This window comes from Ewingella sp. AOP9-I1-14 (assembly GCF_052375995.1).
GTDB lineage: Bacteria > Pseudomonadota > Gammaproteobacteria > Enterobacterales > Enterobacteriaceae > Ewingella > Ewingella allii.
In genome coordinates this window covers 203714-216377 of record NZ_JBQSVA010000002.1, presented here as the reverse complement: position 1 = coordinate 216377, position 12664 = coordinate 203714, and the positions used below count along the sequence as shown (strand labels likewise).

15 protein-coding genes are annotated in these 12664 nt (G+C 51.6%); 8 read left to right on the top strand and 7 right to left on the bottom strand.

The window, feature by feature from the left end; genetic code table 11:
- Positions 1-256 precede the first annotated feature (256 nt).
- Positions 257-1156 (top strand): DHH family phosphoesterase, encoded by a 900-nt coding sequence (locus ACT3RT_RS06230; RefSeq protein WP_496202674.1) that lies wholly within the window; start codon positions 257-259, stop codon positions 1154-1156.
- On the opposite strand, the gene ACT3RT_RS06225 is transcribed toward ACT3RT_RS06230, so the two are convergent.
- Positions 1153-2019, bottom strand: coding sequence for an aldo/keto reductase family oxidoreductase (locus tag ACT3RT_RS06225; protein ID WP_496202673.1), 867 nt, complete (start codon positions 2017-2019; stop codon positions 1153-1155). The genes ACT3RT_RS06230 and ACT3RT_RS06225 overlap by 4 nt on opposite strands.
- A gap of 75 nt (positions 2020-2094) precedes the next feature.
- Here ACT3RT_RS06225 and ACT3RT_RS06220 point away from each other — a divergent pair, with 75 nt between their 5' ends.
- A complete protein-coding gene (locus ACT3RT_RS06220) occupies positions 2095-2730 on the top strand; it encodes a TetR/AcrR family transcriptional regulator (RefSeq protein ID WP_496202672.1) in 636 nt (211 codons plus the stop codon).
- Here ACT3RT_RS06220 and ACT3RT_RS06215 read toward each other — a convergent pair.
- Complete coding sequence (locus ACT3RT_RS06215; RefSeq protein ID WP_496202671.1) at positions 2722-3666, bottom strand: LysR family transcriptional regulator; 945 nt, start codon at positions 3664-3666, stop codon at positions 2722-2724. The genes ACT3RT_RS06220 and ACT3RT_RS06215 overlap by 9 nt on opposite strands.
- Positions 3667-3794: 128 nt before the next feature.
- Here ACT3RT_RS06215 and ACT3RT_RS06210 point away from each other — a divergent pair, with 128 nt between their 5' ends.
- From ACT3RT_RS06210 to ACT3RT_RS06200, 3 genes are all read left to right on the top strand, one after another.
- Positions 3795-4541: an SDR family oxidoreductase gene (locus ACT3RT_RS06210; RefSeq protein WP_353501749.1), complete on the top strand. Its 747-nt coding sequence runs from the start codon at positions 3795-3797 to the stop codon at positions 4539-4541.
- A 153-nt stretch (positions 4542-4694) separates the two neighbouring features.
- Positions 4695-5690, top strand: coding sequence for an aldo/keto reductase (locus ACT3RT_RS06205; protein ID WP_353501750.1), 996 nt, complete (start codon positions 4695-4697; stop codon positions 5688-5690).
- Between the two features lie 183 nt (positions 5691-5873).
- Positions 5874-6434, top strand: a complete 561-nt coding sequence (locus tag ACT3RT_RS06200; protein ID WP_353501751.1) for a hypothetical protein — start codon at positions 5874-5876, stop codon at positions 6432-6434.
- 380 nt (positions 6435-6814) lie between these two features.
- Here the strand turns inward: ACT3RT_RS06200 and ACT3RT_RS06195 are convergent, their stop codons facing one another.
- Positions 6815-7630 (bottom strand): hypothetical protein, encoded by an 816-nt coding sequence (locus ACT3RT_RS06195; protein WP_353501752.1) that lies wholly within the window; start codon positions 7628-7630, stop codon positions 6815-6817.
- Between the two features lie 363 nt (positions 7631-7993).
- A complete protein-coding gene (locus ACT3RT_RS06190) occupies positions 7994-8392 on the bottom strand; it encodes a helix-turn-helix domain-containing protein (protein ID WP_496202670.1) in 399 nt (132 codons plus the stop codon).
- A 75-nt stretch (positions 8393-8467) separates the two neighbouring features.
- Here ACT3RT_RS06190 and ACT3RT_RS06185 point away from each other — a divergent pair, with 75 nt between their 5' ends.
- The 3 genes from ACT3RT_RS06185 (at position 8468) to ACT3RT_RS06175 (ending at position 10127) form a co-directional block, all read left to right on the top strand.
- Positions 8468-8953: a DUF2938 domain-containing protein gene (locus ACT3RT_RS06185; RefSeq protein ID WP_496202669.1), complete on the top strand. Its 486-nt coding sequence runs from the start codon at positions 8468-8470 to the stop codon at positions 8951-8953.
- Positions 8954-9165: 212 nt separating this feature from the next.
- A complete protein-coding gene (locus tag ACT3RT_RS06180) occupies positions 9166-9591 on the top strand; it encodes a hypothetical protein (protein WP_496202668.1) in 426 nt (141 codons plus the stop codon).
- A 146-nt stretch (positions 9592-9737) separates the two neighbouring features.
- Positions 9738-10127, top strand: a complete 390-nt coding sequence (locus ACT3RT_RS06175) for a hypothetical protein (protein ID WP_496202667.1) — start codon at positions 9738-9740, stop codon at positions 10125-10127.
- Positions 10128-10237: 110 nt separating this feature from the next.
- On the opposite strand, the gene ACT3RT_RS06170 is transcribed toward ACT3RT_RS06175, so the two are convergent.
- From ACT3RT_RS06170 to umuD, 3 genes are all read right to left on the bottom strand, one after another.
- Positions 10238-10678 carry a GNAT family N-acetyltransferase gene (locus ACT3RT_RS06170; protein WP_496202666.1) on the bottom strand — a complete coding sequence of 147 codons (441 nt, stop codon included), beginning with the start codon at positions 10676-10678 and terminating at the stop codon, positions 10238-10240.
- A gap of 102 nt (positions 10679-10780) precedes the next feature.
- Positions 10781-12043, bottom strand: coding sequence for a translesion error-prone DNA polymerase V subunit UmuC (gene umuC / locus ACT3RT_RS06165; protein WP_353501756.1), 1263 nt, complete (start codon positions 12041-12043; stop codon positions 10781-10783).
- Entirely contained in the window at positions 12043-12465 is a 423-nt protein-coding gene (umuD, locus tag ACT3RT_RS06160) for a translesion error-prone DNA polymerase V autoproteolytic subunit (RefSeq protein WP_100936762.1), read from the bottom strand. The genes umuC and umuD overlap by 1 nt, the downstream gene beginning before the upstream one ends.
- Positions 12466-12664: the final 199 nt, after the last annotated feature.

Genomic DNA, 12664 nt, shown 5'->3' with positions numbered 1-12664 from the left:
AGTTAACCGGGCTGCGAAACCCGACTGCGGATTTTGCCGCAACGGGGCAACTATAGTTAAGTCAGAAGCCTTAACCAAGCGGCTAAATTCTATTCTGCGGCATGCTTTCTAAGAAAATTGTCTATATTGCAAAGGGTTACATTGAGCGGATGAATGATTAGGGCGGCGAGCCTCTACCCGTGGGGGATTATTGCCTGCGCCAGCTCAGGGTCTGCTACTCTTTCGCCATTGCCTCCGCACACTCAAAGGACGATTTATGATTTCGGTTTTTGGTCATCTCAACCCCGACAGCGATACGATTTGCAGCGCCCTGATGACGGCCGACTGGCTCAACGCCATGGGGAAGCCAGCGCAGGCTTTTCGCCTTGGCGAGCTAACACCGGAAACCCTCTATATTCTGAAGCAGGCCAACAGGGCCGCGCCGCCGCTGTTAGTGGAGGATTTAACAGACAAACCCGTGTGGCTGGTGGACTTTACCGAGTTCGAGCAGGGGCCAGTGTCGCTGCCCGCCAGCAACATTCTTGGCATTATTGATCACCATCGCCTTGGCACGGTAATGACCAAGAACCCGCCAGATATCTGGGTTCGCGCGGTGGGCTGCTGTGGCACCATCATCTGGCAGATTATGACTCGCGAGAGTGAAATGGCCGTGAGCTCGAGCCAGGCGACGCTACTGTTGGGGGCGATTTTGAGTGATACCGTGGGGCTGACGTCGCCAACCACCACGGCGCAGGATAAGCAGGCGGTGAAAGCCCTGCTGGCAATTAATGGGTTGAATTATCAGGATTTCCTCGACGGCTTGCTGGCGGCGAAAACCGATATCAGCGGCAAAACGGCTGCGGAATTACTGCAAAAAGACGCCAAAAATTACACCATTAACGGTGTGTCACTGCTGTTGGCGCAAATTGAAGTGAGCGCCTTCGCCGCCGTGACGCCGCTCGTGCCGCAGCTGCTCGAAGAGATAGAGCGCGAGCGGCAGGCCAGGGGATTGGACATCGTGGTACTGATCCTGACCGATATTTCCCTGCGCAACTCGACGCTCTACTTCTCTCACAACGCCATTTTGCCGCAGGGCGCGTGCTCGCTGCCGGGAGCAATTAGCCGCAAAAAAGAGATCCTGCCTTATATCACTGACTTACTGACTAAGGCCCATTAGCCCGCCAGCTGGTTCAGTTTATCCATCGCGTCCTGCGGAATATCCAGCCCGGCGGCGGCGAGGTTGTGCTGCAAATGGCTCACCGACGAGGTGCCGGGGATCAGCAGAATGTTTGGCGAACGGCGCAACAGCCACGCCAGCGCCACTTGGATGGTTGAGGCATTCAGCTCATCCGCCACCTGCTGCAAACCCGCTGACTGCAAGGGGTTGAAGCCGCCGAGCGGGAAGAAGGGCACGTAGGCGATGCCTTGCTCTGCCAGTTCGTCAATCAGCGCGTCGTCCTTGCGGTGAGCCAAATTGTACATATTCTGTACACAGACAATCGGCGCGATACTGCGCGCTTCGGCGACCTGTTTCGCGGTGACATTACTCACCCCAATGTGGCGTATCAGCCCCTGATGCTGCAGCTCGGCCAGCGCGTTAAGCTGTTCTTCTATCGATCCTTCCGTCGGTTTATGGGTATCAAACATGATGCGCAGGTTAACCACGTCGAGCACGTCCAGTTGCAGATTGCGTAAATTATCATGCACCGCAGAGGTCAACTCCTGCGCCGAATAGGCCTTCAGCCATGAGCCGTCATTCCCACGCTTCGCGCCCACTTTAGTGACAATCGTCAAGTCATCGGAATAAGGATGCAGCGCCTCGCGCACCAGCTGATTGGTGATGTGCGGGCCATAAAAATCACTGGTATCAATGTGATTTACGCCCGATGCCGCGGCCTCACGCAGCACGGCCAGCGCTGCGTTTTTATCTTTTGGCGGGCCGAACACGCCCGGACCGGCGAGCTGCATGGTGCCGTAGCCCAGACGTTTTACACTGTGCGTGCCGAGGGTGAATGTGCCGCTGTTATCGATGCTCGTCATAGTTGTCTTCTTGCTTTCGCTGAGTAGGGGAAGTACAAGTATATGAATCATCCTTCAGGTTTAGAATTCGCATTTATGAACACACCTCCTAAGACGCTCAAGCCCCGTAAATCGCCAGTTCAGGCCCGATCGGCGGCCACCGTTGCGGCTTTACACACGGCAACCATTCAGGTTTTAACTCAAGAGGGTTTAGCGCGCTGCAACACTACCCGGGTTGCCGAGCGCGCTGGCATGTCGGTGGGCAGCGTCTACCAGTATTACCCCAACCGCGATGCGCTGCTGGCGACGGTGTTAGCCCATCATCTGGAGAGGGTGGCGATAGCGGTAGAAGAGGTGTGCGTCGCCTGTCAGGGCCAGCCGGTGGATGTGATGGCGGCAAGGCTAGTGAAGGAGTTTTTGGCGGCAAAACTGCATGACACCGAGGAGTCAAAGGCGCTGTATCGCGTGGCGGCGGAGCGCGACGGCGCGCGCGTGGTGGCTATTGTGCATCGGCGGATGTCGGCGGCGGTTTCAACCATGCTGGTGAGCGCGACGGACGCCCAGTTTAAAGACCCAGATGTCACGGCGGCCATTGCCCTCGGCGCGCTGGCAGGCCCGGTGCGCGCCTTGCTGGAGGGGCTTTCCTCTCCCGAGTTTGACCAGCATCTGCCCGAGCAGCTGACTTTGCTGCTACAGGGTTATTTTCGGCGTGGCGGGGGCGGTTCAGCCTGACTTTTCTGCCAGCTCCTCCGCGCTGAGCACGTAGTCCGGCGCATCCAGCAGCCTTTCGATAGTCAGGTCGATAAAGGCCCGTACCCTTGATGGCTGGGCCGCGCGGCTGCCGTAATAGGCGTGAACACTCATATGGTCGGTGACGTGCTGGGTGAGCAGCGGCACCAGCCGTCCGGCGCGGATTGGCGCGGCCGCCGACAGGCCGGAGAGCAGGCCAATCACGTGGCCTGAGAGCACTGCCTGAGTCTCGAGCTGCGCGTCGTTGCTCGACAGCGCCGGGCGCACGTCAACTGAAGTCACTTCGCCATCCACTTTTAGCAGCCAAGGCAGCACGCGCCCCGAGCCGGGGTGGCGGAAGGTGCTGCAACGGTGCGCGGCCAATTGCTCGATATTCTGCGGCGCGCCGTGGCGGGCGAGATAAGCCGGAGAGGCGCAGACAATCAGCTGCATGGCGAACAGGCGGCGAACCGAGACACCGTCTTCCGGCGGCTGACCAATACGAAAGCCGACGTCGGTGCGATCTTCCACCCAACTGCCAATGCGATCGTCGAGTTTGATGTCCGGCTCGACGTCGGGATGGCGTCCGCAGAACTCATCAAGCAGCGGCCAAAGCACCGGCAAAAACGAATACTTTGGCGCGACGATGCGCAGCGGGCCCGCAATCGCGTCTTTCACATTACGCACCCGATCTCCGGCTCGCTCCAATGCCGCCAACGCGGGCTGGGCGGCGTCAAGAAACTGCTGGCCTTCGGTAGTCAGCGCCAGACTGCGGGTGGTGCGATGCAGCAGGCGCACACCGAGCCGCTGCTCAAGGCCCGCCAGCGCCTGACTCGCCGCCTGTGGGCTGACTCCCTGAGCCGCCGCGGCTCGGCGAATACTGCCCAGTTCGATGGCTTTGATAAAGGTTTCGATGGCGCGCAGGTCGCTAACAGGCATGGCTATTCCTCTCCTTATAGAATGTCGAGTATCAACCTCTACTTGTTACTGAGTCAATAACTGGCCTACTAGTGGCTTGCTACTCTTTTACCTACCATCGGCTCTGACATCATTTTTCGGAGCTTGTTATGAACAACAATATCAAAGATAAAGTCATTGTGATCACCGGCGCGAGCAGTGGTCTTGGGCTGGCCGCCGCACGCCGACTGGCACAGCAGGGGGCTTGTCTGGTACTGGGCGCGCGGCGTATCGACCGCCTGCAACAGCTGGCGGACGAGCTGAATGGCGAAGGGCATCGGGCGATTGCCGTCGAGGCCGACGTCACGCGTCGTGATGATGTAAAACGGCTGGTGGACAGCGCGGTGCAGACCTTCGGGCGAGTTGACGTGATGGTTAACAATGCCGGGCTGATGCCCATTTCTGCGCTGGAAAGGCTAAAAGTTGAAGACTGGGAGCGCACTATCGATGTGAACATCAAGGGCGTGCTTTATGGCATCGCGGCGGCGCTGCCGCACATGCAGCGCCAGATGTCCGGCCATTTTGTTAACGTGGCATCGGTGGCTGGGCACAAGAACATGCCTAACGGCACGGTCTATTCTGCCTCCAAATTTGCCGTGCGCGCCCTGTCGGAAGGGCTGCGGCAGGAGGTAAAACCTTGGAATATCCGCACCACTATTTTGTCGCCGGGGGCGGTGGACACTGAGCTTCCCGCCAGCATTACCGAGGCTGACGTCGCCAAGGGGATGCTGGGGTTCTACCAGTCTACGGCTATTTCGGCTGACTCATTCGCCCGCGCCATTATCTTCGCCATCGAGCAGCCCGAGGATATGGATGTGAATGAAATCGTCTTCCGGCCAACTCGCCAGCAGGCTTAACGCAGCCTCCCGTGTCGGCACTCTGCTTGCCGACACGTCTTCCTTCTTCATTGTTTTTCACGTATTTCAAAATAAATGTCATATAACATCTATTGTATAAATGCTAGGTGACATCTATTATAGCTGCGACTGAAACATACATTGGAGAAAATTATGAGTTTAAAAGACAAGATCATCGGCCGCCTTGGCTTCGGCACCGCCCCTCTGGGGAATATGTTCCGCGCGCTGTCTGACGAAGAGGCCGCAGAAACGGTGGAAGCCGCTTGGCAGCAGGGGATCCGCTTCTATGATACTGCGCCGCTGTATGGCGCTGGCCTGTCTGAAACCCGACTCGGCGAGGCGCTGGCGAAGTATAAGCGCAGTGAATACACCTTAAGTACCAAGGTCGGGCGACCCATTTCTGACGAGCTGCACGCTGCTCCTCGCGCCGGGGCTTTTGGGCTGGGTAACCAGAACAAGATGCTGACCGACTATTCGGCAGATGCCACCATGCGTTCTATCGAGGGGAGTCTGGAGCGGCTGAAAACCGACCGTCTTGACTTAGTATTTGTGCACGATGTGGCTCAGGACGCGCATGGCGACGAGTGGATCGAGCATTTCAATATCGCTCGCAAAGGAGCTTTTAAAGCACTTTCCCGGTTGAAAGAAGAGGGGGTTATCAAGGGTTGGGGGCTGGGCGTGAACCGCGTCGAGCCTTGCGAACTGCTGCTGGATCTCGATGACGTCCGCCCAGACGGCTTCCTGCTGGCGGGCCGCTATACGCTGCTCGATCACCAACAACCTCTGCAACGACTGCTGGCCAAGGCGAGAGCCAACAACGCCGAGTTTATCGCCGGAGGCCCTTACAGCTCGGGCGTGCTGGTGGGCGGCAAGCATTTTGAGTACAGCGAGGCGTCTCCGGAGATCCTCGAGAAGGTCAAAGTCATTCACGACATCGCCCGCCAGTACGGAGTAGATGTTAAAGCCGCGGCGCTGCAATTCCCGCTGGCCGAGCCGCTATTCGCTGCGGTGATCCCCGGCGCCAGCCGACCTTCGCGCCTTATCGAAGACAGCAAAGCAATGGCAGAAGTCATCCCTCAGGGCTTCTGGCAAGCTTTAAGAAATAAAGGCTTAATTGCTCCACAGGCCGAAACGCCGAATATTGGTTAATGCTGTTTACACAGCGGGGTGGGGACATCCCGCTGGATTAGATTTTGTCTTTTATTAATTAAGGCCGTGGTGATTGGGCTGGTCAACACAATATGCAACATGGGCAGAAGCAACAACGGTGCTGTCGTGACATCAGCTTGTAAAGTAGTATGAGTTCTTCTCCTGTCCAACTCTGGATGCTCAATGACATTACAAGCGACCTATCATGAACAGCCAACGCCCGGTGATGAAACGGAAGGTGTTTCAATCATAGACGTCAATCCTTTTGGCACTAATGGAGAAAAGGATCGGCGACTACTAATCAGTAAGGACGCTGAGCCCATTCTTATTTTACAGTTGTATGTTCGTGCGGATGAAGATGGCTGGCTAATTTCCAGCGCCTTTTCTGAATTTCTCCTGAATGACTCTCACATAGCAATCATTTGTGGCGATCACTTTCATGTTATTGACATGACCACTCACTCGTTCAGAAGCCATTCACTAGGTGATTACGTTGCTCATATTTATTCAATTCCTGACGTCCATTCTGACAGGCTACATGATCGGGTTATGGTCACCACTTACTGTCACGTTTTTCTGATTGAAATTGCAGGGGGCATTCTCTGGAAATCCATTCAATGCGCCATTGATGGCGTGATCATTACATCAATAGAGAATGATACGGTGCTTGGCCTTGGAGAGTGGGATCCGCCAGGAGGATGGGAGCCGTTTAAGCTTGATCTCAAAACGGGTATCCCGATTTGAAGAAGGAATTTCCCTCACAGTAATTGCTAGAAAGGGATTTTGCTAACTTTTTATGTTATCTGCTGACGCGGCCTCGATCACATCAGCATTAGATCCTGCTTCATCCATAACTGTGCTACTCGTTAACCTGCCCGGGAGTTCTCTTTTAACCAATAGTAATAAGAATCGTGAACTTCCGCTCCTCGCTCAAAGCGGACATTTTGTCCCGTTAGCAATGTCTGCTTCATGCCAATAACAGATTGCTAATATACAGGTGTATTAATCAATCGGAGCAGGTTAGAAGCGCTGAAACTTTTATTTGTCAGACTGCTGCAGAATGGGCGTATTTTTGACAAAAAACCGACAGCATCAATACTGCCGGCTTCTTTGTCAGGATGAGCTTATTGCCGCGTCAATTCAAAAACGCTCTTATCACCATCAATCTCGATAGTCATAAGCATCTTATCATTGGGCAACAGACGGATTTGAGTTGGGGTTTGTGATTTGTGGAACGGGTGATCAAATAGCTCTGGCTTTTCGGAATAGGCATAGCTGTTAAAATTCAACTCGTCGCCGACCCAGTGCACATTATTAAACAGGTAATGCCAATTATTATCTGCCGCATTGAACAGTCTGAATTGACCCTGTTTATCCTTAATGATCTCTAACTGAGTAATCTTTTTCGACTGCCATTTGCCAACGAATTTCTGGAGACCATTATGTTCAGGGATCGATGAAGCCTCAATAAAATCGCCGGGCTTAAAGGCCGTCTTTTGACTTTTGTCCTCTGGTTTATACATCCCACACAAGGGCATGACTTGCGTCACTTTCAGATAGAAAAAAGTCAGGCTTTCATTCTCAAAATCAATAGGTTGTTTCAGCTTCATCACCCGCCCAATGATACCAAGAATCTTCAGTTGGGAGGCATGGTTTGACGATGTCAAACGAATAGTCTGGCTGCTTTTGTCAACCACATAGTGAGATTGCTCAACCCCCATTTTTACCTGTGGGTTTTCACAGTTAAATGAATGCAGCAGCACCTGATCATCGGCGCGGAACTCAACAACATTAGCGATACCGTTTTTTAATGGCAGCATCGCCCAGATTCCGATGAGAGCCTTTTTATCAACAGCAGAAGGTGAGGTAGGCTGAGCAGTTGGATGGGCACAGCTACTGAGTAGGGTCACAAGCAATACAACAATCATGTGTTTAAACATGGTACATCCTGTAAGGAAATAGCGAAAAAAGGTGAATATAAACCAGTCTGCGTAAAGAGATAATAAATATAACAAAGTTTTCTTCAGCCCTGCTGACAGTAGCTTAGCCAAAATTTATTATGATTTTCATATCGTTTTAAATACTGCTTTAAACCTATGCTATGTACCTCAGGTCACTGGCTGCATGATCATTACTAATGTCCGCTATGTGCCAAAAGCGGACATAACGAATATCGCTAAATAGGTCATTTCTTATAGCGATTCTAAATCGGAAAATATCCCTCAAAAACCGATATAAGGTGCCAGGAATGCTTACCGCATTATGGCTATGGCAGATAAACAATGATTACGGCTGAGAAGTGACTACCTGATGACTCGCAGTCCTCTGGCAACAACCATTTTAAACTCTTCACATTCGATATGCTCATGTTCTGTACACCGGGCAACATGCTTCAGGCCTTTGCTCAACAGCTGTAACCTGTGAATAGTGCTGTCAATTTGCCGGGCTCGTTGTTCAAGAAGCTTACGCTCGATTACAGTCCGGCCTTCCGTATTTAACATTACAGCCATTTCAGCCAGAGTAAATCCGGCAGCCTGTCCCAGCGTTATCAGCTGAAGTTTATTCAAAACATTTCTGTGGAACTGCCTTCTCAGGCCATTGCGGCCGACAGGGTTGATTAACCCTTTCTTTTCGTAAAACCGTAATGTTGAGGGCGGAACGCCGGAAAGCTCCGCCACTTCACCTATATCCAGTTCTTTCATTGTTGACTTAAACCTTACTTTAAGTTGCACACTAGTAGCTAGCTTAACATCCCCCAAAATATAAGGACGCAAAAAATGGATATTGATACCTTCTTTCATGCAGTTATAACGGGTATCGGCGCAACGCTTGTTATGGATTTATGGTCACTATTTCAGAAATACATTATTAGCATTCCCCCTCTGAAATATGCGTTGGTTGGTCGCTGGGTTTTGTGGATGTTCAAAGATAAATTCAGGCATAACACAATCGTTTCAACTGATTCTGTGCGGGGAGAAATTTTTACTGGCTGGGTATTTCATTATCTGACCGGAATATTGTTTGCCTTTATACCATTTTTACTGGAGGGACCAGACTGGTTCCACGAACCTTTTCTGGTCACGGCTCTGCTGGTCGGTCTGTTGACATTATTTGCCCCATTCATGATTTTGCAGCCTGCTTTTGGTTTTGGCATAGCTGCATCTCGTACACCCCGGCAGTGGCTGGCTCGACTGCTAAGTGTGCTCACCCATGTGGCGTATGGACTTGGGCTTTACATCACAGCTTTTGCCATTAGATTTTGAAGGTAACGTTTTTGAGTTCAACCATGAAAGAATGTCTGCTTCTCGCTCAAAGCGGACTTTGCCGAGCATGAATTCCTTCTGTGCCCAGAAGTAGAAGTGGCTAACAATAATCTGAGTTGTTCAACGGGGAATGGGTCATTCCATTGATCTAATCATCTAGCACTGTAGGATTTATAATTATCTTTGTAATTCACCACTAACAAGGAAAAGGCATGTTCAAAATCTTTAGAAAGAAAACACCTGAAACTGAGCCTGGGCAAGGTTCCTCAATCACGGCAAAACAGTTTATTGCGCTGACGCTGAGTGATGAAAAGCTGTCTATGCCCGTCTATCTTCCGGGGATCCGTAACGAAGATGATTGCGAGGATATTGGGCTAGGTCCTCTCATTTATATCTGGAATGTGGATCGTGCCGCTGGCACATTCAGCCTCTCAGTTAACGGTAAAGCGATTGCCCACCTCCTTGAGCCATTTGTGCCTCGAGATAACCCTGCGTATGTTGAAATCCGTGATGAGGCAATGAAGGTTATCGCTGACGTGTCTACTCAGTCCGTGCTGACAACTATAGAGAAAACTGGCCTCATGCCCGATATTTTGTTTGCTTACCACGTTGAGGATGCACAGCAGGAGCAAAGCTGACAGTCAGGTAGAGTTTGAGATTGCGCTAGGGAGACTAAGTTAATCAGTCCTGTCATCGCAACGCTAAATTAGCCTCAAGAAACGCTTTAGATTGCCGAAATATATTTAGCGTTATTCCTGAAAATAAACAAAATGGATTGATCCGTATGAAAAAACTCTTACTTCTTGTTCCGCTGGTGTTTACTGCGCCGGTACATGCTTCTGAAGTCACGGTAGGTCAGGTTTGCAAGGCTGCTTCTGCTGCAATGTTTGGCCGTGACCATAAGATCATGCAGCTGGATAAAGTCGAATCAGGTATTGCCTACGTACATTATATCAGACAGAACGATGGCACTCGTTGGGCAATCAAGTGCAAACTTGTAGGTGATCAAGTTATGTGGGCATCTGACAATCCTGACAGCATAGGTCGCTGGCGGGATGATCCTGCAGACAGTACAGTCAAATATGCTATTGATGGCAAAAAAATTATTATTACCGAGCTCTACAGTGACGGCTCCAGTACCACTAACTCTTATCCCTTGAAACAGCTAAAGTGACTATGACCTGCTCTCCTTGAATACAACACCTCAATGTTGGTCGTGTAGTTGTGGGAGTTGCCAACTTCCACTCCTCGCTCAAAGCAGACATTGACGCAAGCCAAATTATTTTAAACCCCGCGCTGTTTCTCTAATTTGATATCAGTGTCGTTAATAGCTGTTTTATTGCCCCAGCCGAGTTGCATATAGAATTTCGCTGCGCGACTATTTTTATCGGTTTCCAGCCAAGCAATCTCATGATGTTTGAATAATTCCTGCTCAGCGAGGGAAACAAGCCTGCGACCTACACCTCTGCCTTCATATTCTGGGAGAACAAAGGCTGCAAAAAGACAGCCTTCATCCGGCAAAATCATTGAAAAGCCGATGATTTTGTCGTTTTCAGTCGCTACCCATGCACAATGATTATTCTCAATCATCTCGGCCACGGCGCTTTCGGTGATCCCCATCTGCCGCATTTCTTCACGACTCAGGTGATTCTCAGTTACCGATGTTCTTACGTCGAATATCCCATCAATATCAGCAAGTTGAGCTGTCCTTATATTAATACTCATTCACCTTACTCCCTGTATTATTATAAGTTTTTGATAAGAGTACCCGCCATTATCATCAGAGATCCATAGGAATTTGAGCAACAAGGCCGCAAACTCAGGTGGCTATTTCGCCACCGGCAGGTCCGCGTATCGGGTGGTGTAAGCAGGGGAAAGCATGTCACGTTTCATTGCCCAGCTTTTCTGGATGCCTTGTCCTGCGAACCATAATTTACCTTTGCCACTCTGGTTCAGGCCATCGACGACGCGCATTAGTGCTTCGCTGTTGGCCTGCGGCTTGAATTCGTCAAATAGGTTCAGTTGCGAGATGCCCTGACTGAAGAAGTCGCCCAGCATCACGCCGGCTTTCATATATCGCGGCCCGTCCAACCAGATGCTATCAAGGGCATTCATGGCAACACGGACAATATCGCGCGTATCGTTTGATGGCGTTAATAGCTTGCCCATCGCCTGATTCCCGTAAAAGGTTTCGCCAACGGCATGCGGGCTGCTGCGGACAAATACGGCGATCTGCCGGCAGTACTGTTTTTCGCTACGCAGCTTTTCGGCGGCCCGTTCGGCATAGGAGCAGACCGCCTGGCGCATATCGGCATACTCTGTGACGCGATAACCAAAGGAGCGAGAACAGACGATCTGCTGTTTAGTAGGCGCGAACTCTTCCATCTCGAGGCAGGGCTCTCCGCGCAGTTCCCGCACCGTGCGCTCCAGCACCACGTTGAAGTGTTTGCGAATGACGTAGGTGCTTTGCTCCGACAGGTCTTTAGCCGTCAGGATACCCATGGCATTCAGCTTCTTGCTGATGCGTCGGCCCACGCCCCATACGTCCTCTACCAGCGTTAGCGCCAGCAGTTTTCGCTGGCGTTCGACGTTTGACAGGTCCACCACGCCGCCCGTTTGCGGCCACTTCTTCGCCGCGTGGTTGGCCAGCTTTGCCAAGGTCTTGGTGGGAGCAATGCCGACACCCACGTTCAGATGCGTGTCGCGCTTGACGCGATCCCGGATCTCCCGCCCGAACTCTTCCAAACTCCGGCTGTTGCGAAACCCGGTCAGGTCAAGAAAAGCTTCATCAATGCTGTATATCTCAACCGACGGCGCTAGCTCCTCCAGCGTGGTCATCACTCTGCTGCTCATGTCCGCGTACAGCGCATAATTAGAGCTAAATACGTGGATTTTATGCTTCTTTATCTCATCTTTTATTTTGAAATAAGGCGCGCCGGTACGGATCTCTAAGACTTTAACTTCGGCTGAACGGGCAATCACACAGCCATCATTATTGCTGAGGACCAGCACTGGTTTGCCGCGCAAATCAGGTCTGAATACCGTCTCGCAGCTGGCATAAAATGAGTTCACATCAACGAGCGCGAACATTAGCGCCTCAAGGTCATGATGGAGTGCTTGACGACGCCAAAGATTTCAAACTGATCCGGCTCGGTGATCGGGATGATGGCGTGGGCTGCATTCATCGGCTTCAGGTGCAGAAAGGGTCTTACCATCAACTGCTTAACGGTGAATTCCCCCGACAGTGCAGCCACAATAATGTCGCCATGCTCGGCTTTGATGGAGCTGTCGACAATCAGCATGTCGCCATCCTTAATGCCCGCATCAACCATGGAGTCGCCGCTCACCTTAATGAAATAGGTCGAGCTAGGGTGGCTCACCAGCAGATTGTTCAGGTCAAGGCGCTGCTCAACATAGTCCTGAGCGGGGGAAGGAAACCCGCAGGGAACGCGATCAATGAACAGCGGCAACTCTGACACGGCGCGGATGTCCGCAGGCTTGAAAAACTCCATGGTTCTACTCTCAACGGTAACTGTGTTTATATACAGTATTATTGATCTGCGTGATGGATCAAGTCGATTTAGAGCCGTTTGGATAAAGGCCTTGTCAGCAAAGGGAATTTAGTTGGGAGCCTAATGGCGAGCCTCTGAAACAAGATCCTGCTGTCGGTGAGTTACTGTCAATTTGACCGTGGTGAGATTAATTATTCTA